Raw genomic sequence first — 26,769 nt, 5'->3', positions numbered from 1 at the left:
GACCAAGAAAGTCCGCGAGGACTTTCGTAAGTAGGTGAGAAGCCAGCAATAAATTATATACGGTGTTGTGCGTTCGTTATTTTAGAAAGGTAAATCATTCGCTTGTTCATCTGGTATATCAGGAATATTATTTTCTGCCAATTCATTAATTTCAAGAAAGTTAGTTAAACTCTCAGGAAAAAACAAATTGTTAAATTCAGGAATTTCATTTAGTCTTTTCCAAATACCTAAACTACTTTTATCTATTGGTTCATACCCTAATACATCTTCTAGTTTTGGAATATTAAAATGTATTTTATCAATATTAGCTGTTTTGATTAATTTCCAATTAGTTGTTACCATTCCTTTTCTTGTAGCAGACCTATTTTCTCCATTTTCAGTTAAATATAATTGAGATTCTTTTAGTTCTGCTTCTGTATTAATAACTGCTAATGCATTTATAAAATCTAAGTTAAAGTCCCAATCGTTTATAGCATAATAGTCAATTCCAAAATGTTTACACAATTCAATTAGTAATAATGCAGTTGCTTTTCCGTGATGAACAACTATTGTAATATTTTTGAAATTGAGGTAAGTTTTAGAAAACTTAATATCATCTTTTATATCATTGATTTTTTTCTCTATGGCAAAATTGTATGCTAATAAATCGTTTGGACCCTCAACCAATAAAACTTTTCTACTGAATAATGTTTTATTAATGTTTGGTTCTACAGATTTTATAAAACTATTGAAATTTACGATTGATATAATTTCTTCATTTTCAGAATTAAAATCGTTTATGTTATTATATTTTTTTAATGTTCTTTTTTCTTGTTCGTCAAAATCTATTCTTATTATACTTTTTGTGTCGAATAAATCAATCATTCGGTCAGAATGTGTAGTATAAATTACTTGATGTCCTTTTTCTGCTAATGTGCATAGAACCATTTTATAAAAATATTCTTGATGGTTTTCGTGAAGAAAGCTTTCTGGTTCTTCAAAAAGAAACAAACATTTATCATCCACATTACTTTCTGCGATTGCTTGAATTACAGCCATCACAAACATTGAGATATATCCATCTCCAAAGTGTTCTATTGGTATTAAATTATCGATATTTCCATTAAGACCAATTTTAAATACCATTTGAAGAAAAATATCTTCATAATCGGGTAGACCAAATTCTACTTCACAATTATTATTTCTTAGGTTCTGAGAATAATTTTCTTTTATTTTAGCAATAAAACTACTTAATTGTGAGTTATTTAAAACTTCTTCTGTTGCTTCTCTAGTGCTGGTTTTAAATGCTTCTTTTTTAGCTGTCATTACAGCATCGTTGTCAACAATTGATTTAATATGTTTTGCTAAAAATGAAGTTAAATTTCCCCAACTTGTTTTTTTAGTTGAAATTTCCTCCTTGATATTGTGGAAATTAATGTAAAAAATATTGTAATGTTTATTCGCACCAAAAAAAGAAGGTTCTGCTTTTGCATTTAATTCGTTGTCCTCATATGTTGTTTTGATTGTATGAACTCCTGCAATCGTTTTTTCCACATTTCGATGATGATAGTCAGACCAAACAGAATAATTACTAGCTTCTATTCTTGTTTTTATTTCAATTTGTTTTTCTATATCAAGATTATGCAAGTCGGTTTTCTCAAATGTATTTGCACTTACAAATTGTTCTCCGATACCATAAAGTATTGCGTTCATTAAATTCGTTTTTCCTGAATTGTTGTACCCAATTATTGAAATTGGTTTTTTGTATTCTTTGTCAGGAAAGTCAAAATTTTGTTCTTCTCCAAATGAGCGATAGTTTTTAACTTTTATTTTTCGAAGTCTTATTTCTGACATAGGTTTTTTTTAATGACGCACAACGGTTAAGTATAAGAAATCGTAGGGCTGGAGATAAGCACTTTCGTTTCGGTCTTTTACTTAGCTAAATATAAATATTTTGCTTTTATCTTTTCTACTGAAAACGCCAAATTTTATATTTGGCGGACTTTCTAAATAAACACAGACCTTATGGTAAGCCTAAACTGCCCTTTGTTTTTTATACATTGTTGTGCTTTCGTTAGTTATTCACAATTTTGATAAAAATCGAAATCTTCTTTTTTTATTTGTATAATTAGAAAGTCTTCATTATTCATAACGATTGTGCTAACTGCTTTTGTTTTAGCTTCTCTGGCTTCTTGATAATTATCGTTTTGAGACTCGCCTTCATCTTTAAAGAAATAACAAATATGTGTAAAACCACTTAAACCTCCATAATTAACGTATTTGTTAGCACCTTTTATTTGTTTCACATAGTTAGCTTCTATATATGATTGAAGATTTTCTTCAAATTTTAGAGCATCATATTTATCTGTTTCTTCACATAATTTAAAAGCATCAGTTATAAAGAGAATTTTTTTTCCGTCATTATCATAAACTTTCATACCATAAAATGCGGTTACCTCTTTTTTGCTAATATCCCAAGGAAACATAGATGTTCCTGTTTCTCCTTTAGATTGAGAATAACCGTTAGAAATAAAAAGTGTTGTTGCTATTATTATTATTATTATATTTTTCATTATGTATTGTTTTTAAAATTTATTTTTGATTGTAAAGTCTTCGTTAAATTTAACTTCTGTTAGTTGTTTGACTTTACATAAATGATTTATTGATTTATAAAACCTCAATAGTTTTTCATCAGATTTAAAACGAAAATTAAGTTCCTGACTTTGACTACTATCTTCTTTATTTGAAGAAATATCGCTACTCAAATACCCATTTAATTTCGTTTTAAACCAAAATATTAAAACTGAATTTTCACCTTTCATTGCTGTTACACTTTTTAAATCTTCCCATTCAAAAGTGTAAGATTTTAATTGACCGTCATCTCTGCTACTATAATGAATATACATTTTATCATTTTCATAAGTATATACTAAGTTGTAACCATCTTTAAATAGCTCTGTTCCATACTTAAATATCCAATCTATTGTTTCTTTTTCAGTTGCATCTTGAGCATTGCAAAATGATGTGATAGCAAGAAATAAAAGGAGTACGATAAATTTTATTTTTGTTTTCATATTTAGTAAAATATTGATTTTTTAGTTTCCAATTATATAATTGTATCCAGTTTTTTAATTCCCTTTAAATTGATGTGTTTTAAATTTAATCTTGATGTTGGTCATAATGAAGCACAACGGTTATGTATATGAAATGTTGCGTGTTTGTGTGCGAGGATTTTCCGAAGGAAAATCAGAAGCTAGCAAACAAAGCAACTCCCATTGGTTAAGCACAAAATAGCAATTTTTTATATACTGTGTTGTACGCTGGCTTTTATTTTATTTATTAATACTATAATATTTGGAACTACTGAAAAGATTGCACTTAATCCAATTGTAAGTCCAAAATTTATATTGTTCCAATGAATTTTGACAATTCCGTTGTCACAAGCCGTACATTGTACTACTTTTAAATTTGCATTAATTGCTGAAATTAGGAAAATAGAGATTCCAAAAATCAGTAGGCAAAGTATAACATTTTTCAAAATCTGCTTTTTTTTAAGTTCTATGTTTGCCAATAAAAAAGTCATTAAAGCAAATCCGAGTATATATTCGAATGTTCTGTCCGAAAAGATGGAAATATTTTTTCCCACAAACTGAATTTTGTCGGAAGTAGTAAATCGAAAAATATCTTGAATTATTTCTCGAAAAAAACCTTCAAAATAGAATCCGAAACTTATTCCAAGAATAAATCCTATTATTCCAATCAATACTTTTTTTATCAATTTGAGTGAGTTTTTCAGCTTGCGTACAACTTATTTATATGATTACTTTAACAATATATTTAGTCCTAATACATCTGGATATGCTTTATTTTTCATCACAGAATATTCTAAACATCATATGCCGAAGTTAGTTATTCCTACTAAAAAAATAAATAAGTACTTCTGCGTATTTATCATAATCAGAAGCTAATGTATTAACTCCCAATTAATAAATTTTACGGAAAACCGTAATTTGAGTAAATAATTAGAAAAAAGATTTAATTTGTTGTTAGAGATAGGGGAGGTTGGAACGCTTTATTTATTCAATTGAAACTTTTGATATTTGTATTGAAGGTAAACTTAATAATTTCCTTTTCCTTCAATACAGTGTCTTATCCTAATGAACAAATTTTTGATGCTAATTTTTCGTTGTTAGAGTTGTTTTCGGCATCAGGGTCTTGAGCATTAATGTTATTAACTCCAATGGAAATAAGTGTTATTATAAAGAGTGCTGTTTTCATGTTATATAGCTTTATTTAGGGGGCAATATATTGATTGTTTAGGATTAGTATATAGTGTCGTAACTATCAATAGGAAGCTATGAACAATATAAATTGTTGTAAAGAGTAACGTTGATTATAGTTATTTTGCTAATAGCAATTCCAAAGCTTCCTTTAAATGTTTCCTCCAAGCTGTATGCACATCATCAAATGCAACTACATTAGCACCTTTAGTCTTAAGGAAATCAATTTCGTCTGTAGTTAGTTTCCCAACATTTGAATCCTTCAAGGCATGATAATAAATAAGATTGGATAGGTCGGTATTTTTCAACAATTCGGAATATCGCTTATAACCATAAGCAGCAGCAATCTTGTGTGAATTAATCATCATTAAATCCTCAGCTTTTTGTTCCACTTTTGTACTAACAGCGTCTTCTTCGAAAGCAGCGTCAATCCCTTCAGAATATGCCCTCCAAACGTCTTCCGCAATATCTAACCTGCCTACCATTAGTAAATATCCGTCTGCAATATTACCAAACTTGGAAATATAGTCTTGCCCTGCAAAACAACCATACGAAATGCCCACAATAAAAACTTTTTTATTTTCAGACTTAAAATAACTAACAAGCTCATTTAACATTTCGGAAGTTTTTATTCCCAACATTTTGGCTTGTTCAAACGATATTTCTTTCTCAAGCATCATTTGAGGTTCTATAGTCTGTGCTTGATGACTATTTATAATGAAGTATTTATTTTCATCAATTCCTCCATTATCTTTAAAAATAGCTTTCACTTCATCCGTAAACAATTTAGGGAAAGGACCTCCTTGTGTAATAAGTACTATTGTATCACTTTTTGAGTTTCCAAACGAATATCCTAATTTCTTCAACTTTTCTGGTATGCCTTTATAGGCTATGGATATGTTTTCTGTTTTTACTTCTGCTTTAACAACTACAAGTATCTTATGATTTCCATCCTTGTCAACAAACATTTGAGGTGTCAATTTTTTCTGCATCACTAATGGAATAACCTCATTAAATGTTGTAGGTGTTCCGTTTTCATAATATACCAATCCGACATTAGACGGTGGATTTTTCATTAATTCCTCATAAGATATTAGGCGCAAACTATCTGGAACAAACGAGTAGTTTTGAGCATTACATAATGCAGATGTGAAAATGAAGATTGCACATATTATATTTTTCATAGGGTTTGTTATTTATTTTTTTTATGGGAAATAGTCAAATTATTTTCCCAGTATTTCATTGATGTATATTGAACGGTATTTTTCTGGAAATTCAACCTGTACTCCGTGTGTTCCATTTTCAAATAAAAACCATTTTTTAGATGGCGCAATAAGTGAATCAAAATACGCCTTTGCTACAGACGTTTCGGTAAAATGGTCATTGTCTCCTTGTAATATATAAACGGGTACTTTCAATTCCGGTATATCACGCATTAGATTCATATCGATAGCAGTAGATTCTAAAATCTTAGCTGCAGGATAGTAGGATTCAGGACTATTTATCATATCAGTAAATTTTTCCTTAAACGTTAACCCATTATCTAAAAACATACTTTTAATAAAATTAAAATCGGGATCTAATTTTATCGGTGCATACTTCATTACAATCTGTCGTTCTATTTCAAAGGCTTCGGTTACTGAATTTTTTGAGTTTCTAACATAAGGTGGTCTTCCAATTTGTTTTAGTTGATTGATTGAAATGGTATCATTATGTTTTTGTGATTCTGACATTGCAAATTCATAAGATAACTCTTCTGAAAGTGATAGATTCGCCATTAGACCACTACCAATATAGGCGTGATATAATTCAGGCTGTTTTTGAACCATATAAGCTGCTACCGCTGTTCCCCAGGATAAACCTTCGATGTAAATTTTATCTTTTTTGAAAGTCTTTTTTAAGTGATTTGATAGTTCTAAACCATCATCTACTATATGGGCTAGGGTAATGGACGAATCAGGTATACTATCGTTATAAGCAAGTCCAGAGCCTCTTTGTTCCCAATAACAAACCGTAAATATATCTTCCAAATCAATTCCTGAGAGTTTGTAAATTATAGGTAAAATTGGTGCGCCCGGACCTCCATGAACTATTAGTAGTACGGGATTATTTTTGTCTTTTCCTCTTATGGTGATTCTTTGAGGTACTCCATTTATGGTCATATCCTCGTGCATAGCAATACTATTCGGAAGCACATTACCCTTTTCGTCTAAAAAAGGTTCTTCGTTTCCAGAACTATCGATTCGGATTACTAATAAAGCAACTAAAATAAAAGCAACAATTGCTCCCAGTAAAATTAAAAACCATTTTAATATTTTCTTTACTATTTTCATATGTTCTTGATTTGTACGATGGTTTCTTTTTATAGCCGGTAACGTGATTATATAAGAATAGTTGCGGGTTTGTATGCGAGGATTTTCCGAAGGAAAACCAGAAGCTGGCAAAAAAAGCAACGACCAAACGATTGAACTAAAACAAGCAATGTTTTTTACGCGATGTTGGCGATAGTTTTTTATTTGCTATTTAATTAGGAGGGACCAACTAAATTATAGAATTTATGAGCACTATCAATATACTTTTGATTTTCTACATATTTAGCTATTTTATATTGTTGAAACATTTTTGATGCTTTCTGAAATAATTTTTCAGCTTCTGGTGTTGTTAAAAAATCAACTATATATTTTCCTTTGTAATTTGCATATGCTGAGTCTATTTCTACTGATATAGGGTCAGGTGATTTATCTGAAATTACAGGTCGTGGATATGGGGAATAACCACTTCTGCAACATGAGCGTGATTCTAATTGGAGTCTTTCCAATGCCTTTCCGTAGGCGGGATCTGTTTGACCATAAACGGTTCTATACACATTAGTCAATTTCATCATGCCAGAACACATTGCACATGGTTCTAATGATGTATATATTGAAAAGCCTTTTAAAGAAAATGATTGAACACTATCTAAATAGGATTGTATCACTCGTATTTCTCCATGTTGCGTTCCATTCATTTTAATATTTACTGAATTTCGCGCCCAGTTAACAACATATTTAGCACTATCCACTAACACAGCACCAATGTTATATCCTCTACCTTCAAGAGCATTAATTTGCCAATCTTTATGAACTACTGCATATGCCATTAAGGAATAAAAATGGTCAAGTTCTTGTTGTTCCAATGAAACCGAATCAACAGAAGCCGAATCAAGAGTGCATTCACATTTTTCAATATTTAATTTAGAATTAGGCTGTTTTATTGCACATGAAAAAAAGCATATTGACAAAATAAAAATGCTAATTAAGAAATATGTTTTTTTCATTAGAAATTTATTTATTAAGTTTTATAGATGATAATTAATTACCCAAATTATTCCCAACGTTTAGTATATGAAAAGTAGGCGATTTAGAAGCACAAAAATTTCGGTTAAGCACAAAGCTTGATATGAACTTAAGCTCTTGGTTTTAGTACTGTTTCGGCTATTTTTTATATACATTGTTGTAAGCAGTTTTTATTCATTTAGTAGCTTAATCAATTCCTTTGAAGTCGGTTTTGCGCTTGTAGAATCTGCTTGCTTAAGAATTGAATTTATTTCTTGAAGTCGTTTTAGTTTAGTGGTTTCCAACTCATTTTTCACGTTCAATTCCACAATTTTTACTGTTCGCTTTTGTAAGCTATCTATTAGAATAGCTAATTCGGCTTTAGTTAATGCTCCATTATTAAACAATTCAGATAGTCTGAACATTCCGTCTCTTTGAAAATTTATAGCCTCACTTCTTTTCCCTAGTTCAGCTATTGATTTGGCAAATTCAACTTTTGTTTGAGCATCAACTTTCCCTGCGGTTTTTCCGTCTACAGTTGCTTTGGCAAATACAGTCATAGCAGATTCTAGAGCTGCATCTGGTGGGTTTTCTGAAAAGGTTATGAACTTCCCATTTCCATCTGCCATTATAATACTTATTCTTTGTGTTGCGTCAGTATGTGCGGTAAATAGTGTTGGTTCAAGTGCTTTCGTTTTTTCATTTTTAAAAAGACTTTGTCTTTCAATTTTCGCAATGCTTTTCATCGAATTACAGCTGTAAAGCATAACTACGATTAGTAAAATTAAAAATTTGGTAATTGTTTTCATATTTTAGTGATTTATGGATGGTTAAATTTTTTACAAGTCTCGTAATAAATTTAGCTTATTTAATACAGTTTATAAAAATTATTGTTTCTTATTCCTCGGAAGAAGAAATTATGAGATTAATTTTTTTTGATGTACAAAGAAAATTTTGACTACATATTTTGATTTTAAAATCATCATTTCCAATATATCCCTTATTAACTTTAAATTTTAAAATCGTGTCATTTTCAATTTTTATTTTACCATTTTTGGTTTTATTCACAATCTGATAAACTAAATCTTGTTTTTTGAAATTGGAAATATCAATAATTAATTCTTGATAAGAGTTTTTATTATTAACAAATTTTATTTCGTCAGTTATAATTATTGGTTCTTTAATTTCAGTAATATATTTGTACCTAATCATTTTTCTATAAACAAATTCCTCTGCTTTTTCGAACTCTTTTTGTAGTATTTCGGAATTCAAACTAAATTTTGAGGATTCCCTTGAGAAATAGTTCTTTACCAAATATAAATTCCCCCATTGTTTTAAAATATCATTATCATAATTTGTATTTAAAAGAGTATTAAGCTTATTTGCTAATTCTGATTTTGGAATGGGTGCTTTTTGTTCATTTGAAGCTGTAATTAAATTTATATCATCTTCAATTGATTTTTTTAATTCTCTGATTAGATAGCTTTTATTAATATTTTCTTTGATAATTTTTTTGTCAAAGCAAAAACTACTTTTTAAAAATGTTCTTTTTTCAGTGAAATAATCAGCACAACCACAACTTGTGAGCAGAATAAAAAAGAGGAATAAAAATGATATGGTAATTAATTTTTTCATTGGTTGGTTTAAATTGCTTACAACATTGTATATAGTTAGTGTTGACTATATATCTATTTATGGTTAATACTATTTTTCATGATATTATTAAAGCTATTTTATCTTCTTACACTCAAATATTCCAGATGGTGCCTTATATTTCATGCCAGAAATTTTATTGTTTTTTTCTGTGAATTCAATTTGCATATCGTCGAATTTTTCCACTTTAAATATGTGTTTTTTATAAGGGATAAGTACTTCGTCTGTAGTTCCTAGCATGGTTAGCTTATTATCTTTTATTTTTATTTCAAACTCGGAACCTGCATATTCATATGTCCCGGTGTATAGATTTAATATTTCTGGGCTCGATAAAGATTCATCTGTTTTTTTATTGAATGTAACTTGGCCTTCATCAATTGAAATCACGGCCGTAGATATTTCACCTTGTGGACTAACACTAAAATTAATACTCCATTTTCCTAGAATTTCATCATTTGGCGTGTCGAATCGGTTGTAGTGATAATGTTGCAGAGGTAAAATTGTTCTCCTAAAATTGAAATAAAGGGAGTCATTTTCTTTTCCAATAATAAACTCACCATAGACCTCTTTAACATAAGTGCCTAAATAGTCATTAATATTATGTGTTGGAGAGGTTCCTTTAACATTATCAAACCCAACTTGAGCTCTGGCTTTTTTACCCATTTCTTTCCTTTTAAGGTGATCAGCCAACAATCGACCATTCCAATCTGTTTGCTTCAATCCTAAAAGCCTATCAACAAGGTTATATGCTATAATTGTATTGCCTAAACTTGCCCCATGATCACCTATTGAAAACGTTATAATTCCTATATCATCATAAGGAAGTATTATTACTTGCGAGTGAAATCCTGGCATTGCCCCACCGTGTTTTGTTAATACATTGCCTTTATAAACCTCAATTTCTCTTGCCATACCATAAGTGGAATTTAGCTTTTCTTTATAGCCTTTTTCTTCTAGTTCTGAATTTCTAAACGCAATGCCTGGTTTCAAGGTTTCATTAATTATGGAGGCGGGTATTATCTCTTTATTTTTATACTTTCCATCTTTCATAAGTGCAATTACCCAGTGAGAAAGATCATCTAAACTTGTTATAATAGCTCCTGCAGGTCCTACACCTGCTCCATCTTCTTTAAGAGGGATTTTATATAGAAGCGTAGTGTCTCTTATCTCATTATAAGGAATTCCATGATCACTTGATTTTTGCATTTCGGCAATGGAAAAAACAGTGTTATTCATTTCAAGTGGAGTGAAAATATTTTCTTTGACATATTCTTCCCATGTCTTTCCGGTTCTGAGTTCTATTGAATAACCCACGGCTGTATACATGAGATTATTGTATATAAAGTCTTGACGTAAGGGGATAGATGGTTCTAGGTATTTAATACGTTCAAAAAGTTCTTTGCGTGAAAAATCGGATTGAAACCAAATCATATCATGTCTAGAAATACCGGTTTTATGCCCCAACATATCTCTAAGTGTAACATTACTGTTTAAGAAATCATTGTAAAACTGAAGTTCTGGAACAGATTCTGTAATAGGTTTATCCCAATTTAAAATTCCTTTTTCTACTAACATACCAGCAGCTATTGTTGTAAAAAGTTTAGTGTTAGAGGCTATTTGAAATAGCGTGTTTTTTGTAACAGGAAGTTTATTTCCATAATCTCTATAGCCATATCCTTTTACGAATACAAGTTCTCCATTATGAATGATTGCAACACCTGCACCTGGTTCATTCCAGTCAGTCAAAACATCAGACATATACTTATCAAAACCTTTAAGCGATTTGCTAATGTTAATTTCCTGTGCTATAATATTGATTGATAAGAGCGAAAAAAATACAAGAATAATGTTTTTCATAATAGCTGGTTCATGTTAATTCTATTCTCGTAACACCACCAAACATTAATCAAAGAGCCTGTAAAAAACACATAACTCATCGACAATATTTAGCATTAATTACTAAAATTGATTTGTGCTTATAATTATGAAAATAAATAGGGAGAGAGGGTAATGAGCTTGCTTATAGCTTATTGGAGTTTAAATATAGATAAAAAAAATAAACTGTAAAGATTTTTTATTCTTTTTATTAAAAAAACACATAATTCCGATTCTATTATGAATGCGAGTTTATTAATTCAGAAAAATTTCTAAATACTCAATAGCTTCGTTTAAATTAAATAGGAGGTAAGAATGGGGTTATCTGTTATATATTTAGTTTAAAGTAAAAATAATACTGTGTTTTAAGAAGGCATAGTTTAATAATGAGCCGATTAATTTTGTTAATCGGCTCATTATCATTTTTTGATAATATTTATAAATAAAATAATTTAGTTATTCAAATTTCCACATCGCACTCCACATATTATCTGTTATTGGACCTACCTCTAATTTTCCATTTTCATTGTGAATATATTTATCAGGATACCAATTATTTTGTATTCTAATATATTCACCATAACCAGGTTGAAATTTCCACAAAGCACTTGCCCAGTTAGGTAAGATTTTAACAACTTCTAATTTATGACCGCTGAAGTTTAAATACAATTCTGGGTTTTCTAGGTTTTGTATTCTTACCCAGCCATTGCCAGCAGGTATAACTTTCCATAGTTGCTCGTCTTCATTTGATTTAATCGCCTCCAAAGGAGAGTTATTTTGACTTGCAATGTATAAATGCTTTTTAAACCTGCTCTGTATTCGCTTATAGTCTTTTCTGTTTACAGTATACAAAAAACCTTGATTATACCACCTTTTGCGTCTATATTAGCGCCTCTTTTAAAGTTACTGTGATCAGATTGAACAGGTACAGCAAAACGACCATCTGCCATACGTAGAAACGCATAAGCGTCGAAACCAGAAATCCAAGCTTCTCTTACTTCATCTTCTTTTGCTAATTGCCAACGATTAAAGTTTGCTTTGTTTATAGCTTGTTCTAATGTAAGGTTTGCTTCTCTATAATAGTACATGTTAGGGGTATTATATCTAGCATCCATAGTTGCTAGTATTTTACTTTTAAGCTCAGGATTCGATACCATATTTGCAGCTTCAGTTTCTAGTTTGCGTTGCTCACTTATACTAGCAATATGATCAGGAATTAAGTAAGTAAAGTCTTTAGCATCAAGAACAAGCATTTTGAATAAGAAAGTAAAATTTTCAATTTTTTCTTGATCACTCATTGTTTGCCAATTTTCATTTCGAGGTTTTATATAGCAACCTTCTTTTAAACTGTTTTCAAAAATTGCAATTTCAATAGCCTTTCCGCCAGTGGGCATAAAACCTACCATAAAAACACTTACCCCTACAGCAACAGGCCCTATTGCCGATGATAATGCTGGCCCAATGGCTTTGCTTCCTAATTTAGAACTGATAATAGTATAAGTCATGGTAACACCATCTATAGTACCTCCTGATAAATTCGTTGCTGTAGTTAGTGCTACTGAAAAGGCATTTAATGCTTGAGCTGAAAATAATACTGTCGCTCCTGTAGCAAGACTAATTCCTGCTTTCTGAGCATGACTTGATACTATATTTAGGGCTTGTGCTTCTGCGCTCAAATTTGACGATAAGTAATTAGGAATGTTTAATAATGTACTTACACTAGGATCATCAGGAAATGACTGAGCTACAAGTGGCATTGAAAAATCTAATATTTTCATATTTTGCTCGTGGGTAAAATACATGGGGCTGCCATTCATACCTTTACTCTTAAACTCATTTACCGTTTTATCTCCTAATGGAATACCTGATTTTATAAATCTTCCCCTACCAGAGTCATCATAAACTATAGGCTCTATATCTTCTCTATCTATTAGCGTGGGACCATCATTAAATTGTAAACCCGGAATAAATGGGGTGTCATTTAATTCTGCAGTTGTGCTTCTAGAGTAGTATTTCCAAGATTCTAGCGTGTATCTATTTGCTTTAGCTAAATGAAAACTTACATATTCTGAAAATTGCTTGCTAAGTACTGGGTTTGCTCCAGTTCTTAGGGTTTTTAAATATTCAGGAACAAAAAAACCAACAAACTCATATCGTGTTAATTTACACGATTTACAGGTGTTATCTTTATTGGTAATTAAATATTTTAGGTAGCCTTTTAAGTGAGTCGTATTGTTTTTATAGCGGTTAGGGAATTTTTCATTTATATATTGATCTAGCGAACGGTTCAAAATATGCTGATAATTAGCATCATCCCATTTATCTTGCATAATATTACCTACACCATTTGCATATTTTTTTTTGTATGCATCATAAACTGCTGCTTGACTATCACTATAGTTAATACCATTTAATTTAAAAAACTCACGGTTGTAATAACCATCTTTACTTTGGTCTATAACTACCGGGGTACCTGCGTCTCCGCTAAGTTTTATTACATTAGATCCAGAATTTGTAGTTGTAATTGGTTTTGGAGGCGCTACAATGGGAGTACCTGGTTTCATAGTATAAAAGAAACCTTGATTACCACCTGTAATGCCAATATTTGGTCCTTTTTTAAAGGTGCTGATATCAGCTTGAATTGGAACTGCCATTTGGCCATTTGCTAATAGACCATATGAATGTTGATTTAATTTTAAATATGTATAAGCTTCGGTTAGTTCTTCTGGGGTTGCTAAAGACAAACCAAATTCTGCAGCTTTAGCTTTAGCTTGATCTAGAGTTAAATTATCCTGAGGGTAAAATTTTACTTCAAAAACGCATTTACCGCCTTCACCAGAAACTTTCCCATCCTTACAAATGTTTTTTATTGTTGCGGTCCCCATTATGATAGTTCTGTCTTGAGAGAAAAGAGGTTGGTAAACTACAAATATTGCGAAAATTAAAAATACTTTATAAGTAAAATGCTTCATGTTATTGGTTTTATGTTAAACGATATTTTTACTTTTTAACAGAATAAATTAATTCTATTTACCTTAATCTAAACATTAATCAAAGAGCCAGTAAAAAAACATAACTCATCGACAATATTTAGTATTAATTACTAAAATTGACTTTTGCTTATAATTATGAAAATAAATAGGGAGAGAGTGTAATAGGCTTGCTTATAGCTTATTAGAGTTTAAATATAAATAAAAAAAATAAACTGTAAAGATTTTTTAGTTTTTTATTAAAAAATTTATAATCCTAATAATAGGATTTCGATTCTATTATGAATGCGAGTTTATTAATTCAGAAAATTTTTAAATACTCAATAGCTTCGTTTAAATTAATAGGAGGTAAGAAGGGGGTTGTCTGTTATATATTTAGTTTATAGTAAAAATAATACTGTGTTTTAAGAAGGCATAGTTTAATAATGAGCCGATTAATTTAGATAATCGGCTCATGACTTATAATTGGTAGCAAAAAGAATAGACAAAATTCAGCTATGATATAAACACACTAGAGGATAAGCTCTACGCTTTTATTGAAAAATCAGGACGTATTAGTGGTATTTTAAAAGCCATGACAAGAGAGGATCATTTGCAGGCTATGATAAATATTATGGTAGCTAAAGCTATTAAAACTTCCGAAATTGAAGGTGATGGACGGAGCACTTCTTATCAGATTAATTTTTAATAACCTCGTATAGTTTATAGTAGATCATGATTTAGATAAAATAGATCTGGTTATTGATGGGGCTATCGGTTGTAAATGTGTTTGATGATAAAATCATTTCAATTTTTACAGCGTTCTACTATTATTTTCTGTTTATTTTTAACATATGCCTTTTCTAAGATTCTTATTGTCTCTTTTTTTTGTGGTGCAATTGCTTGCAAGATACGTGATGGATAATTAAAGAGGTATGCATGCGTATCTAGACTAAAACTTTTGTTTTCCTTTTGCATGTTGGCGTATTCAAACAAGTTATCAGAACTATAATAGTACGATTCGTCATCTAACCAAACAAAGTTTTCATTAGGCAGTACAAACATCCTAATATTGCTACCGTTTATGGCTTTGTGAAAATAAGGCGTACTATTAAGTAGTGCTACATCTTGCTCTTGTAAGTGCTTTAAATTAGTATAAAAGTCTTTTAAATTGATGCTTACAAAAGCCTGATTTTTTATATCTATAATGCTCCAGAGATCTTCTAATTCATCTGTCTCTGGCTGATATCGTTGGAATTTAATACGAACCATATCGCCAATTTTTACGGAGCTAACAAGACTTATAGAACTATTAAAATTTGTCCATTTTTTTAACCTATTTACTTTATGGTTTTTCACTTCGGTAAGGACAAGATCTCCGTTAGCGTGTACAGCTAGAATGTTGTTTTTATCGATCCTTATAGAATATAATGGTAGCGATAGGTGATGATTTTGATAAATACTTGTAGCATAGCTATCTTCAATATGTATTGTATGATTAAAAACTATATTTGGCACCTCCGTTTTTGGGATAAAGTGGCCGTATTGTTTTACTAATTCATTTGTTTTAGCCTTATCTAAAATGGCATAGTTTGTTTTGTAAACATAGGTTACAAGCGTAATTATCTCTTGTGTATTGTCTTCTATTTGATCTACATATTGCGGTACTAAACTTATAGTGTATAACTTTTGTTCTACATCATTTAATATATAAATATCGCTTAGTATCTGTTTTTTATAAGGTAGCACGGCATTTACATTGTATAAGAAAGCGGTACTATCTTTTACCAATACATACGCATGGCTTGACACAGGCAAAACAGCTTCTTGTGTATATTGCGATTTATAATTATCGCTTAAAACTAGCTGTTGTGCATCTGCGTTTACACTGATTAGCAACATTGAAATTAAGGTTATATATTTCAATAATGCTTTAAAAAAACTGACCCAGTTATCTAACTTCATGCGGAATTATTATTCTTAAAATTAAGTATGTAGAATGCTCAATAAAAACTTCAAAAGTTATTTTTCTCCAGTAACTTTTCCTTCACTAAAAATATAGGTTGTTTCTAGTTTTCCTTCTGTATTATACAATTTAAACGATCCTGTTCCGTTTTTTATAGTACCAAAATCTAAATCTTCACCGTTCGGGTCTTTACATTCTAAAACGTTTAATAAATCGTTTGGGTATTTCTTTTGCAACTTCGTTTTCACTTTACCTGTTGGGTAATAATCTGTTTCTATTTTTTCACCTGTAGATTTATTGATATTAAATTCACTAATTAATTCGCCTTCAAGATTATATTTTTTCTGATTGATAGAAACATTTCGAAAATACACATCGGTTTGTAAAGTCTGTTGGATTCCGTTTTTTTCAATAATTACATCAAAACTGCCTTCTCTACCATCACTACCAATTTGCCCAACTTCTTTATAGCGGTAGGCCGTGCCATCAATTTCAACACTACCAAATGTAGAATAAGGCCCTCTTCGCCCTTTGCTACCTAAAGTTTCTATAGATTTTAATTGTCCGTCTTCATCATAAAGTTTAAAAGTACCGATGCCATCCCGCAGTGTACCGTAATCTAGGGTATTCCCCTCAATATCTTTCATGGTAATGATATTGTAATAATATCCTTTTTTTTCTATATACTTTTCCTTTAGATTTCCATTTTTAAAATACACGGTGTTTTCTGTTGCAGGATTATGGTCGGTACTTGCAGTAGGTATAGAAATTTTCTTAGTGGTACCATCGTCATAAAATTCCTTAGATTCCGAAATTTCGCCTTTGCTATTATGAGAAACAATATTTAATATGGATCCATCTTCGTTAAATCTTTTTAATTCCCCCACTGCTCTACCAGCATCGTAAACCGCTTTTTCATAAATAAATTCTCCTTTGGAATGAGTGCAATAGATAATCCAATCGCCATGTTTACTGCCTAATTTGTATTTTCCATAAGTTTTAAAACTATAGCCCGGAAATCTTTTAGTTTCAGAAAAATCACCATTGGGCCTGTTATCTTCAAACTGCATACTGCTTTTTAATTTACCATCTTCAAAATACTCCTTCCAAGTGCCCCTGCGAGCACCATTTTCAAAAACTTCTACACTTTGCAACGATCCGTCGAGGTAAAGTTCTTGCCATTGGCCATCTTTTACACCATTAATATAATTCCCTTTTGTATGTATCGCTTCTCTTTTACGAGTATTATGGTAGGTTATCCATGTGCCTGTTTTTTTTAAATCGCTATTAAGTTTTCCTTTTTCCTGCAGAATTAAGGGTTTATTGGTGGTGATGTCTTGGATAAAATAATCTCGAAATTCTCTGGTGTCATAATTAAAATACTCGGTAGGTCTCGTGTTGGAAAATGCCCCATAATATTGCCATTCGCCAACAGGGTTGCCATTGGCATCGCGTTTGCCTTTACTATTTTGGTAATTGCCTTCTTGCTGGTACTCTTTTACTTGTGCCATTGCAACAGCACTTATTAGTAAACCACATAAAACAATGGCGCTTTTAATTTTAAAATTCATAAATAAAATAGGGTTATAGGTTTGTTGATAGTGCATTTGATTTTAAATTAAAAAATTAGTAATATAATGGCAAATTAAAAAGAAAGGTATGACGGTATTGGAAATTTATATTATGCTAGTAACCACGAATTTCCAATTGACTATTTTTATATACCAAACGTGATAACCTTCCACCATCTTCATCGTATAAATATAAATAACCGTTACCGTTTTTAAAAGTCCCTTTGTCGAGGGCATTTCCATTTTTATCGTAGCACTCTAATAAATTGTAGGGACGTCCATTTTTATACATATATTTTTCGTGTAGCGCTCCATTTCTATGATATACTTTAAGAATACCAGAATCGCTTGTATCGTAAAAACTTTCACTTAGCAAGGTTCCGTCAGAAAAATATGTTTTCTCAGGCTCTATAGTTTCTTCTATTGTTTTTTCTACCCGAGGTTTACGTAATCGACTCTCTATAACAGCAAAGCCAACATGGTCTGCTACTTGTTCGAAATATTCAAGTTTTTGGTTGTAAACGGTCTCATTGCTACCATCTGATATAATTATTTTATATACATTACCATAATCATCGAATTTATATTGCCTTATTTCCAATTCCGAGAAACTAGAATAATTTAAATGCCCATTAGCATATTTACTTTTGGTAGGTTTTCCATCGGCATCCCATCTATAAAACACCTCTAGATCGTCAGGCGTACCAAAGTAATTGTACCGTACTCCATAATCGGAACCTTCAAACTGTACTTTTTCCGATCCGCCTTCGTTTTTACGGATTAATCTATTCTTAGAATCATAAGTGTATGTTTTATTTTCGTATTTATCCCCTTCGTAAATTAACAGACCTTCGGCGTTGTATTTGTAATCTGTTGTGTCGCCATATTTATCGATAACACCAATTATATAATCTTTGCTATTTACTGTATATTTATTGCCTTTATTATCGCTTACAAGTTTTCCGTTTACGTATTTGTAGGTGCAATTGCCTGTACTATTTTTAATTAAGTATCCATCCTCATTAAAATATAGGTTATCCCATCGAGAAACGGCCCCTTTTAGATTAAAGTGTTCTCTTTTAAATTGAAATGCTATGGGGTTTAGAGGAGCATTCTCTAAATCTATTTTTTGCGCAAAAACAGGGTTTAACAGAGTGCTAAATAAAAGAATGCTAATTGTTTTTACTTTCATATTATTGGTTTTTAATTACTTAGTTTTTCCTCTAACCCCAATACCGGTAGCTTTTTTAGTGTTTTTGATAGTGTCTTTTTTAGAATTTTCTCTTAAAAACTGACTGGCATCTAGGATGAAATTTGTTTCGTTTTTTAAAAAAGGCTGTGTTTCTAAAAGTATTTTATGGCTTATATAACGGTCTTTGGTGTATGCTGTTTCTATTCTTTTCTGCAAAACCTCCATTGCTTTTTCTTTACTGGAAGCCTTAAATGCTTTAATGTATTTAAAGGTTTTAGAGGGGCAGTCATCACTTTTAATAATATATTCATAGACAACTAGGTAATCTGATTCACCTACATATAAATCCACTTTTTTTATATTGCTATCTTCACTGGGGTTTAATCTCTTTTTAAAAACTTCAATTATTTTATTACGCTTTTCTGCATCTAATTTTGTTGGTAGCATAAAGGTTTTAAAATCGGTATCTACAGAGCACCAAGGGGCTAATTTTGTATTATTAATTAAAACATAATAATGTGCGCTTTGCGCATAAAAAGAATTAAAGTAAAACCCAAGAAATAGAAACAAACAGAAGGTTTTGTTTTTATTTGAAATTTGAAGTATATTTTTAATAGTATGTTTTTTCTTAAAATTTATCTCCAGAAGCTTTGCGTTCTTCTTCTCGTTTTTTTGTGGCTAGATAAGCTAAATGTTGGAAAGCTTTTCCAATCCTTTTACACCACTCTTTATCTGAAACATAAAAACTAAATTGGTCAGAGTATGCAAGTTCGTCAGTACGTAATATTAATTCTGTATTTGTATATTTAGTGTACCATTTACGATAATTTCCTGTTAAATATAATTCGATTTTTCCTTCGTAAACTTTCACAGTATCTAAATACTCAAGATCAACTGTCTTTTTATGATTAACACCATGTCTATTTACCATATTATTTTCCAATTCATATCCAGTAATTTTATATAAATCTGATCTAAAATATTTATCTCCAAGTTTTGAACTATGTTTATTAATAAATTGGATTGTCTCCTCCCAAGTAGCATCATTAGAAGCATCTTGTGCATTACAAAAAAATGTGATAGTTAAGCATAAGCTTAATAGAATGGTTTTCATATTTAGGTTTTTAACAAAAAAAACATAAATCATTTAATACTGCAACACTCAATATTGAGTGTTTATTAAATGATTTGATTTAATAAACAATATTGGACTAATTCTTGAGTTGAAGAAAACTTCAGTTTTTTTAGTATACTTCTTCTATGTCCATCTACTGTGTGAGAGCTAATAAAAAGTTTTTTACTTATCTCTTTACTTGTTTGGTTTAGTGTTAATAATCGTAGAATATCCTGTTCTCTATTGCTTAGGCTGTTGGTAGCTAATAAGTTTTGATCATAATTTTTATAGTATAATGTTTCGTATTCATTGTTTTTGTTTAATTTTTTTACAGTGCAAATTATTGGTCTATATTCTCCATTCCCAATAACAGTGGCATGGGCAATTCCAATAATAGGTTTTCCGGTTTCATCAAAATATGTAGGGGTTTGATGTTCCAAAATATTGCAAAAATCGCCTTTACTATTTTTTACTCTAAAATTCCAAGTGTAATTTAAATTTTCTCGATCTTCTTTTTTTACTTTGGTCATTGTAAAAGTCATTAAATCTTGTAAGGCCTTCATCCAAACAACTAGGTCATCTGGATGAAAGTGAGAAAGCCAGTATTGAGGTCCAATAGAAGTCATTTTTTCTATATCTAAACCTAACGTGAGCTCAAAGTTTTTACTAACAAATGGGTAGGTTTGCAATGAAGTGTTGGTTACAATAAAAAAAGACTCGGTTCTTGGTAAATATTTATCTAGTTCTATTAGTTTATTAATGTGTTGTTCTATGATAGTATTTTTATATTCTTTATTCGTATCGAATATTTCTTTAAATAAGTCTATTGTTTCTTTTTTCATAATTCTTTTAATTTAAATGTAACTAACTTTAAGTAGCGCTACATTTTAAAACCTATAGACCTCAATAATTTGCTATTAATTAGGATTTAGAGATTTTTGCCTTTTAGCATTTTAGGTGTAAGTTTATTAAATTATACACAATTACCCAAAAGTATGTAGTTATAATTAATAATTATGCTAGATGTCTTTATTAAAATTAGGAATACTGAAATTGTTTTTTAATGTTGGTTTTAGGGTTAACTAAGAGTAATTATTAGCTTAACATCTTAAGTAAAATTAATAGGAGAGAAGAAGTATAACTTGTTTTGAAATCTTGATTAAGTTTTTAGTGTAAAAAAAAAACTAACAATTTTGAGCTATTTTCATCATAGAAATAGCACTAATTATTACCTTTGAAATGGTAGTGCTAATTTCCGGTCACTTTCCGGGTCGTTTTGTACCTCGTTTTCCGTTAAGCCTCGTAAATAAAGAAAAGTTGATTTCTGTATTGGGAAATAAATAGTCCACCCAAACATTAGCTGCTTTTCTTCTTTTTTCTAAATATATCTTTTAGTATAATATATTGTTCGTGATATAAAAGTATAGAAGCAATAATGAAGGGTACTCCAGACCAAAACGCCCATGTATGAAAATCGGTGTTGTTCACACTAGGATATGCTAAATATCTAAATGAAAACCATAATGCAATTAGCCCTAAAATACCGATTACGTGCTTATTAACAACTTTTTCGATTTTTATACTTAACAGGATAAGTAATTGACCGAGAAGAGAGAGTAGTGAAGCGCCAAGTAGCAGGTTAGCAAAAGAATCTGAGAAACCACTGCTTGAAAGCCACCTATCTAAAGTGAAATACTCAGTTAATAGCATTACAGAGATAGTGTTTTTATGAATTATAAAAATGAATGAATGCAATATTAATGTCCAAATTTTAAGCTTTTTCATATTCTTATTTATAACAATTAAAGTAAGTTTTTAAAATTATTTTTTGGTTGTCGCACAAGGCTAAAATATTGAACTTATATATTAATCAATCTAGTCTGATTACAAAATAGACCTGTATTCTTACTTATTCAAGCTAAGATATAAATAATAAATTTTAGTAAAACAATAGTTAACTATATTGGGTCTATTAGTATTTAGTAACAAACAAGTTTCAATAAAACCACGCTGTAAAAGTCATTTTGTATAGCTTTGCTGAAATATAAATTACATAGGGATCAAATTCTATTTTGATAGGGCTTAGGCTCACATAAAAGCGTATTATTAATGGAATATATTTTTAAGGAAATAATTTTTAAATGGAACGAAGATCACCATAAACAAAAGGCTTATAACGAAAAGCAACTTGTTAATTTATTATACAAGCAAAATATTGAACTCGAATTAATTGAAAAAACACTCAGTGATTATTCAGTTTATTTTGATCGCGTAAAACGATATTTATATAGTCCAAAATGGAATAATCTTATAAGAGATTTTCCTTCTTGGTTTAATTTAGTAGATGGTAAAGAGCAAGAAATTACAAAGGCTTTTATAGACGAAGAAAATGCTATCGAGGACGATAATGCTAGGTTATGGGTTGTAGCCAAAATTGATAAGAAGATTTCAAATTCCGATTTCGGATTTTTGTACCAAGCTGTTATTTCTCTGCCCGATGGTGTTTCTAGTCCTGGGCAAGAAGGCATACCAATAAATTTATGGTGGCAAGATGTTGCTAAGCAAAACAATATTCAAGGTGTTTTTTTAGCATATTATAGAAGTATTTCAACCATAATATTTCGAGTTTCAAATGAATTAACAGCCGAGCATTTAAATACTACATTTAAATTTAAACCCAAGGCTATTAATTTTTTAAAACATATAAAAGATCGGTTTAACGCTGTAAAATATGACGAACTCAGCCTTACAAATAGGTTCTTTTTTAAAAGGAATATTAGAATAGATGATGACTTTAAAGGAGAAATAATAGATGCATCATTAAACCAATCGCAGCAAAAGGCAGTGCAAAGTGTATTCTCTCAAAATGTCACTTTTATTTGGGGCCCACCAGGAACAGGAAAAACATATACACTTTCAAAAATTATAGCAAAAGCATGTACAAACGGGTTGCGCGTTTTAGCCGTTAGTATTTCAAATATTTCTATTGATATTCTAGGAAAAGAAATTATAAATGAATTTGAAAATTTCTCAGAAAGTTCAAAGAAACTTCTTGAAGACAGAAAGGTTTTAAGGTTTGGTTATCCCGTTTTATCAGAGATTGTAAATGATAGCAGACTTTACCCCAAAAAAGAAGAAGTAGATCGCGTAAGGAAAGAATATGGCACAGTTTTAAAATATTTAAGGAGTCATTCTAAAAATACCGATAGGGAAGACATTGTCAGAGCCAGAAACAAACAAATTTTGCTTAAAAATGAGATAAAACAAATTAATCAAACAAGAATTGCTAATTCTCAATTAGTGTTTACCACAGCGGCACAGTGCTTTTTAGCTGATAATTTTGAACATGAAAAATTTGATCTCGTAGTTGTTGATGAAGTAGGGATGATGCCATTGATACAAACGCTGACTATGGCGAGTTTTTCAAAAAACAAATTTGTTGTTGCAGGAGATTTTAAACAACTTGGACCAATTAGTACAGGCCAAACAGAAGCTGTAAATAATTGGTTTAATAAAGATGTTTTTGAATATATGGACGATGTTGAAGGCTATGATGAAAATATTAGAGTCATGCTTTCGGAGCAACGCAGGATGCATCCAGACATTTGTTCGTTAATAAATGATAGGTTTTATAATGGTTTATTAACCTCTAATTATCAAGAGAAATTCACATCAATTAAGTTTAGTTTTGGAGTTATTAATACGCCGTATTGTTTTATTCCTGTAGAGCCAAAAAATGGAGCTGTTGTAAAAACCACGCAAGGACGATCTAGAGTTAATGATAAATCTGCTCAGGTTGTAACCGAACTTGTAGAAAGCTTAATAATAGAAAATGAAGCGATGATAATTGGTGTTATTACGCCCTATAATGGCCAAGTAATAAATTTAAAACGAAAATTGAGAAACAAAATGCTTTCCGATAATCAGCTTAAAAATGTAACGGTTGGTACAATACATTCTTTTCAAGGTTCGGGTTTCGATGCTATTGTTTATGATATAGTAGATAATTGTGAAAAAAATATAGGCATGCTATACAAAGGCATTCAAGGGGAACGATTAGTTAATGTGGCACTTTCTAGAGCAAAACATAAGCTAATTATTGTAGGTGATCCAAAGGTGTTTTCAATTTCGGACGATTTAAATGAAGTTTCTAAAAAATTACGGTCTTTAATGGTTGATTTAAGATTGTCTGATTATAAGTTGAGTTATAAAAATTAAGGAACCAAAATAAACTTGACTATCAGTAAATTTTCATAGTTTCTTTAAATCGCTAAAGCTTTGGGAATTTATCAAATAAAATCCTCATCTAGCTTACAATTTACAATTAAACATTTCAATGCATAAAAAAGGAAATATTAATAAGCTAATTATCAAAAGAGTTTTGAAGTAGAACAATGAGAGATATAAGCTAACTTCAACAAATATTAGAAGGGTGTAAAACGTTTTTTTGTTCTTAAGATGGTCTCTTTTAAATATCATTCTTTGAGTTGTGACGAATGGTTCTGGATATATTTAGTTACGCATTTGGTAAACTAAAACGAGTCGATTTTTAAACACATTCTTTATTATAATAATTGATAATATCAACCACCTGCTTTTTCTTAAATTCTTTCTTTTTTATTTTATCTATTAAGGTAGGGCAATCTTCAATTAGATTAAATTTTCGTTTTTTAAGCCAAGCTCCTGTTCTTATTGTTACATTATTTTTTTCTAAAAAATAAACATAACCAGACGATGCAGGTAGGCTCATTCCTGCACCCATTCCCATTCCCATTGCAGAGCCAGAATTTGTAACAAAAACACTATATAGATTAATTTTTCCTAATTGTACTATTTTCATTTTACGAGAAATTCCTTGCACCAGTTTAAATCTATATCGCTCTACACTCTTATCTTCTCTTTCTATATCATAACCATTTAGTTGGCTATTTTCATAATGAATAATATCTGAATTTAAATTTGCTTTATATTTTATACCTCCCAACATTTTGGCCTTAACTAAACCTTTTAATTCTGTTGAGTCTTTTAAATAAATAGTGCCTTTTTTAGATTGTGCATTGATAAATAGAAATGATAGAATGGCTAAAAGGGTAAGTGTTTTTCTCATACTTTTTTAATTGTTAATGTTCTTGATAACTGAATTATTTTCATCGAACCAACTGCCATTTTTGTATGTTACAGCACCTAGTTCTGAATGAAAAAACACGTTGCCTAATTCGGTTTTTTGTTCTATTCCTGTTATATAATCAGGCACACAAACTCCATTGTCTAGTTGAGTATAGCCTTCATCGCAAGGATCACTTTCGCAATTTATAAAAGAGATGCTTGTTATTAAAATAGCTAATAATAAAATATGTTTTTTCATTTTATAAAGGGTTTTATTTGGTGCTTTTTTTAACGTTAAATGTATATAGAAAGTTGCGTGTTTGAGTGCGAGGATTTTCCGAAGGAAAATCAGAAGCTAGCAAACATAGCAACTAACATTGATTAAGCAAAAAACAGCAATTTTTTATATACTGTGTTGTGTTTTAGTGCTTTTTATTAATTCCTTTAATTCAGTCCACTTTTTGTCCATAAAATGGAAATTCGGCAATTTTAACTTCGATTCAACTCCGTTTGAGTCGTATAAAATCCGATTCTTTTTTACTCCGATTACTTTATTTAACTCAATTCGTTCGTTTCCATTTTCGAAATAAATATAATTCTCGTCAAATTCGATTTCTGTCGGTTTGTCAAAAACTTTTCTCAGAAGAATTAGGACATAAATTACGAATAGAGAAGAGAAAATAATTGCTCCGGTTTCTTTCGTCCAAATGCTATAAATTAGAAATCCAATTCCGCCGACAAGAATAATTCGAGCGATTATATATTGAGCATAATGCAAATTAGTATCGATTCGTTTTTTTATCATTTTTGTTTTCGCGCTTGGTTTTTCAGCATTAAACACAACGTTAAGTATAAGAAACGTAGGGCAGGAGATATGCACTATCGTTTCGGTTTGTTACTTAGCGAAATATAAATATTTTGCTTTTAACTTTTCTATTAGAAATGCCAAATCAAAAGCTTTGGCGGACTTTATAAAAATACATTAAACATTAGGTTAAGCACCAAACCCGGCATTAATTATGGCTTTCGTTATACTTAGTTTTTATTTTCTTTTCCATTTCGAATCAACTTTAATAAATTCCATTTTCACTTTATCACTTTCAGATTTATGAAGAGAATAATTATAAATTATAACGGTATCCTTTTTTATGGATATATCTTTAACTTCACAAAGTTCTTTCTTTTGATTTGATGAATCTGATATTATTTCAAAATTATATTTTTCTGACATAAAATTATTGTCAAAAATAACTCCAACAATAATAGTGCTACCATTTAAAGAATTACTCATTTCAAAATCCTTTGATAAATCAAGATAAAAAGGGTTGTCTAAAAGATGTTTTATTTCTTGAATTCTTTCCGGAAAAGTAGTTGTTCCGTCAAATCTAGAGTCATTTCCACAGACACCATATTCTCTCTTTGTAGCTAAATATAAAGTATCATTATTACTCAGGCTGCTAGCAATTTCATTAACAATTTCAGTCTTTAATTGATTTGAATTTTCGACTTCCTTCGTTGAAGGTAATAAAATGTCTGTACTTATAAATAAAAAGTATAAAAACGACAAAAGAATCATAATTGATACAAATATTTTTAGTCTTATGTTTTTTATTTTCAAATCAGTTTTTTTAATTAAGCACAACGTCTGGTTTATGAAATGTAGCGTGTTTGTGCACTAAAGTTAGCAAATAAATCACAGATAGAAAGTCCGCAAGGACTTTTGTAAGTAGTCTAAAACCAAGCAATTAAT

The 26,769-nt window shown here is 30.3% G+C and carries 24 protein-coding genes and 1 pseudogene; 2 read left to right on the top strand and 23 right to left on the bottom strand.

Translation table 11 applies throughout. The features are described from left to right. Positions 1–81: 81 nt before the first annotated feature. The 13 genes from DFQ06_RS14620 to DFQ06_RS14565 form a co-directional block, all read right to left on the bottom strand. Entirely contained in the window at positions 82–1,833 is a 1,752-nt protein-coding gene (locus DFQ06_RS14620; RefSeq protein ID WP_133968498.1) for an ATP-dependent nuclease, read from the bottom strand. Between the two features lie 224 nt (positions 1,834–2,057). Continuing rightward, the gene (locus DFQ06_RS14615) at positions 2,058–2,552 is read right to left on the bottom strand and encodes a hypothetical protein (RefSeq protein WP_133968496.1); all 495 of its coding nucleotides are present in this window, start codon (positions 2,550–2,552) and stop codon (positions 2,058–2,060) included. Positions 2,553–2,564: 12 nt separating this feature from the next. Then, positions 2,565–3,053 carry a hypothetical protein gene (locus tag DFQ06_RS14610; protein ID WP_133968494.1) on the bottom strand — a complete coding sequence of 163 codons (489 nt, stop codon included), beginning with the start codon at positions 3,051–3,053 and terminating at the stop codon, positions 2,565–2,567. A gap of 227 nt (positions 3,054–3,280) precedes the next feature. Next, on the bottom strand, positions 3,281–3,757 hold the full coding sequence (locus DFQ06_RS14605) for a hypothetical protein (protein WP_133968492.1): 477 nt from the start codon (positions 3,755–3,757) through the stop codon (positions 3,281–3,283). Between the two features lie 371 nt (positions 3,758–4,128). Then, entirely contained in the window at positions 4,129–4,257 is a 129-nt protein-coding gene (locus DFQ06_RS19615; RefSeq protein ID WP_262709894.1) for a hypothetical protein, read from the bottom strand. A 121-nt stretch (positions 4,258–4,378) separates the two neighbouring features. Then, a complete protein-coding gene (locus DFQ06_RS14600) occupies positions 4,379–5,443 on the bottom strand; it encodes a hypothetical protein (protein WP_133968490.1) in 1,065 nt (354 codons plus the stop codon). A gap of 39 nt (positions 5,444–5,482) precedes the next feature. Beyond that, positions 5,483–6,592, bottom strand: coding sequence for an alpha/beta hydrolase family protein (locus tag DFQ06_RS14595; protein ID WP_133968488.1), 1,110 nt, complete (start codon positions 6,590–6,592; stop codon positions 5,483–5,485). 194 nt (positions 6,593–6,786) lie between these two features. Next, positions 6,787–7,575 (bottom strand): nucleoside deaminase, encoded by a 789-nt coding sequence (locus tag DFQ06_RS14590; protein WP_133968486.1) that lies wholly within the window; start codon positions 7,573–7,575, stop codon positions 6,787–6,789. A gap of 189 nt (positions 7,576–7,764) precedes the next feature. Continuing rightward, on the bottom strand, positions 7,765–8,382 hold the full coding sequence (locus tag DFQ06_RS14585) for a hypothetical protein (protein ID WP_133968484.1): 618 nt from the start codon (positions 8,380–8,382) through the stop codon (positions 7,765–7,767). Between the two features lie 88 nt (positions 8,383–8,470). After that, positions 8,471–9,208 carry a hypothetical protein gene (locus tag DFQ06_RS14580; RefSeq protein ID WP_133968482.1) on the bottom strand — a complete coding sequence of 246 codons (738 nt, stop codon included), beginning with the start codon at positions 9,206–9,208 and terminating at the stop codon, positions 8,471–8,473. A gap of 93 nt (positions 9,209–9,301) precedes the next feature. Next, the gene (locus tag DFQ06_RS14575; RefSeq protein ID WP_159140087.1) at positions 9,302–10,984 is read right to left on the bottom strand and encodes a serine hydrolase; all 1,683 of its coding nucleotides are present in this window, start codon (positions 10,982–10,984) and stop codon (positions 9,302–9,304) included. A 573-nt stretch (positions 10,985–11,557) separates the two neighbouring features. Beyond that, positions 11,558–11,866 carry an RICIN domain-containing protein gene (locus DFQ06_RS14570; protein WP_133968478.1) on the bottom strand — a complete coding sequence of 103 codons (309 nt, stop codon included), beginning with the start codon at positions 11,864–11,866 and terminating at the stop codon, positions 11,558–11,560. Between the two features lie 74 nt (positions 11,867–11,940). Next, positions 11,941–14,073 carry a hypothetical protein gene (locus DFQ06_RS14565; RefSeq protein WP_133968476.1) on the bottom strand — a complete coding sequence of 711 codons (2,133 nt, stop codon included), beginning with the start codon at positions 14,071–14,073 and terminating at the stop codon, positions 11,941–11,943. 517 nt (positions 14,074–14,590) lie between these two features. Here DFQ06_RS14565 and DFQ06_RS19665 point away from each other — a divergent pair. Further along, positions 14,591–14,779: pseudogene (locus tag DFQ06_RS19665) on the top strand (DUF4172 domain-containing protein); the annotation flags it as partial. Between the two features lie 98 nt (positions 14,780–14,877). Here the strand turns inward: DFQ06_RS19665 and DFQ06_RS14555 are convergent. From DFQ06_RS14555 to DFQ06_RS14525, 7 genes are all read right to left on the bottom strand, one after another. Then, entirely contained in the window at positions 14,878–16,035 is a 1,158-nt protein-coding gene (locus DFQ06_RS14555; protein WP_235833555.1) for a hypothetical protein, read from the bottom strand. 57 nt (positions 16,036–16,092) lie between these two features. Further along, a complete protein-coding gene (locus DFQ06_RS14550) occupies positions 16,093–17,607 on the bottom strand; it encodes a toxin-antitoxin system YwqK family antitoxin (protein ID WP_159140085.1) in 1,515 nt (504 codons plus the stop codon). Between the two features lie 115 nt (positions 17,608–17,722). Continuing rightward, entirely contained in the window at positions 17,723–18,799 is a 1,077-nt protein-coding gene (locus DFQ06_RS14545) for a toxin-antitoxin system YwqK family antitoxin (protein WP_133968473.1), read from the bottom strand. Between the two features lie 15 nt (positions 18,800–18,814). Beyond that, a complete protein-coding gene (locus DFQ06_RS14540) occupies positions 18,815–19,246 on the bottom strand; it encodes a hypothetical protein (protein WP_133968471.1) in 432 nt (143 codons plus the stop codon). Between the two features lie 181 nt (positions 19,247–19,427). Next, positions 19,428–19,913: a hypothetical protein gene (locus tag DFQ06_RS14535; protein WP_133968469.1), complete on the bottom strand. Its 486-nt coding sequence runs from the start codon at positions 19,911–19,913 to the stop codon at positions 19,428–19,430. Positions 19,914–19,978: 65 nt separating this feature from the next. After that, on the bottom strand, positions 19,979–20,755 hold the full coding sequence (locus DFQ06_RS14530; RefSeq protein WP_042501495.1) for a LuxR C-terminal-related transcriptional regulator: 777 nt from the start codon (positions 20,753–20,755) through the stop codon (positions 19,979–19,981). A 514-nt stretch (positions 20,756–21,269) separates the two neighbouring features. Further along, positions 21,270–21,698 carry a hypothetical protein gene (locus tag DFQ06_RS14525; RefSeq protein WP_042505105.1) on the bottom strand — a complete coding sequence of 143 codons (429 nt, stop codon included), beginning with the start codon at positions 21,696–21,698 and terminating at the stop codon, positions 21,270–21,272. 324 nt (positions 21,699–22,022) lie between these two features. On the opposite strand from DFQ06_RS14525, the gene DFQ06_RS14520 reads away from it, so the two are divergent. Then, positions 22,023–24,131, top strand: a complete 2,109-nt coding sequence (locus tag DFQ06_RS14520) for a DEAD/DEAH box helicase (protein WP_133968467.1) — start codon at positions 22,023–22,025, stop codon at positions 24,129–24,131. Positions 24,132–24,462: 331 nt separating this feature from the next. On the opposite strand, the gene DFQ06_RS14515 is transcribed toward DFQ06_RS14520, so the two are convergent. The 3 genes from DFQ06_RS14515 to DFQ06_RS14505 all read right to left on the bottom strand — a co-directional run bounded on the left by DFQ06_RS14515 (position 24,463) and on the right by DFQ06_RS14505 (position 26,637). Next, positions 24,463–25,020: a hypothetical protein gene (locus tag DFQ06_RS14515; protein ID WP_042505113.1), complete on the bottom strand. Its 558-nt coding sequence runs from the start codon at positions 25,018–25,020 to the stop codon at positions 24,463–24,465. Between the two features lie 6 nt (positions 25,021–25,026). Next, positions 25,027–25,278, bottom strand: a complete 252-nt coding sequence (locus DFQ06_RS14510) for a hypothetical protein (RefSeq protein ID WP_042505115.1) — start codon at positions 25,276–25,278, stop codon at positions 25,027–25,029. Positions 25,279–26,061: 783 nt separating this feature from the next. Beyond that, on the bottom strand, positions 26,062–26,637 hold the full coding sequence (locus DFQ06_RS14505; RefSeq protein WP_133968465.1) for a hypothetical protein: 576 nt from the start codon (positions 26,635–26,637) through the stop codon (positions 26,062–26,064). Positions 26,638–26,769 lie beyond the last annotated feature (132 nt).

It is taken from the genome of Algibacter lectus, assembly GCF_004368925.1.
GTDB lineage: Bacteria > Bacteroidota > Bacteroidia > Flavobacteriales > Flavobacteriaceae > Algibacter > Algibacter lectus.
Note: the sequence above shows the minus strand (reverse complement) of the source record. Positions and strands in the feature narration are given on the sequence as shown.

Coding starts and splice junctions, on each gene's coding strand:
- DFQ06_RS14590 (WP_133968486.1), bottom strand. CDS start 7,575: ATGAAAAAAACATATTTCTTAATTAGCATTTTTATTTTGTCAATATGC.
- DFQ06_RS19615 (WP_262709894.1), bottom strand. CDS start 4,257: ATGAAAACAGCACTCTTTATAATAACACTTATTTCCATTGGAGTTAAT.
- DFQ06_RS14545 (WP_133968473.1), bottom strand. CDS start 18,799: ATGAAAGTAAAAACAATTAGCATTCTTTTATTTAGCACTCTGTTAAAC.
- DFQ06_RS14600 (WP_133968490.1), bottom strand. CDS start 5,443: ATGAAAAATATAATATGTGCAATCTTCATTTTCACATCTGCATTATGT.
- DFQ06_RS14575 (WP_159140087.1), bottom strand. CDS start 10,984: ATGTCTGATGTTTTGACTGACTGGAATGAACCAGGTGCAGGTGTTGCA.
- DFQ06_RS14550 (WP_159140085.1), bottom strand. CDS start 17,607: ATGAATTTTAAAATTAAAAGCGCCATTGTTTTATGTGGTTTACTAATA.
- DFQ06_RS14555 (WP_235833555.1), bottom strand. CDS start 16,035: ATGAAGTTAGATAACTGGGTCAGTTTTTTTAAAGCATTATTGAAATAT.
- DFQ06_RS14540 (WP_133968471.1), bottom strand. CDS start 19,246: ATGCTACCAACAAAATTAGATGCAGAAAAGCGTAATAAAATAATTGAA.
- DFQ06_RS14565 (WP_133968476.1), bottom strand. CDS start 14,073: ATGAAGCATTTTACTTATAAAGTATTTTTAATTTTCGCAATATTTGTA.
- DFQ06_RS14510 (WP_042505115.1), bottom strand. CDS start 25,278: ATGAAAAAACATATTTTATTATTAGCTATTTTAATAACAAGCATCTCT.
- DFQ06_RS14620 (WP_133968498.1), bottom strand. CDS start 1,833: ATGTCAGAAATAAGACTTCGAAAAATAAAAGTTAAAAACTATCGCTCA.
- DFQ06_RS14515 (WP_042505113.1), bottom strand. CDS start 25,020: ATGAGAAAAACACTTACCCTTTTAGCCATTCTATCATTTCTATTTATC.
- DFQ06_RS14535 (WP_133968469.1), bottom strand. CDS start 19,913: ATGAAAACCATTCTATTAAGCTTATGCTTAACTATCACATTTTTTTGT.
- DFQ06_RS14615 (WP_133968496.1), bottom strand. CDS start 2,552: ATGAAAAATATAATAATAATAATAATAGCAACAACACTTTTTATTTCT.
- DFQ06_RS14610 (WP_133968494.1), bottom strand. CDS start 3,053: ATGAAAACAAAAATAAAATTTATCGTACTCCTTTTATTTCTTGCTATC.
- DFQ06_RS14530 (WP_042501495.1), bottom strand. CDS start 20,755: ATGAAAAAAGAAACAATAGACTTATTTAAAGAAATATTCGATACGAAT.
- DFQ06_RS14525 (WP_042505105.1), bottom strand. CDS start 21,698: ATGAAAAAGCTTAAAATTTGGACATTAATATTGCATTCATTCATTTTT.
- DFQ06_RS14585 (WP_133968484.1), bottom strand. CDS start 8,382: ATGAAAACAATTACCAAATTTTTAATTTTACTAATCGTAGTTATGCTT.
- DFQ06_RS14595 (WP_133968488.1), bottom strand. CDS start 6,592: ATGAAAATAGTAAAGAAAATATTAAAATGGTTTTTAATTTTACTGGGA.
- DFQ06_RS14580 (WP_133968482.1), bottom strand. CDS start 9,208: ATGAAAAAATTAATTACCATATCATTTTTATTCCTCTTTTTTATTCTG.
- DFQ06_RS14520 (WP_133968467.1), top strand. CDS start 22,023: ATGGAATATATTTTTAAGGAAATAATTTTTAAATGGAACGAAGATCAC.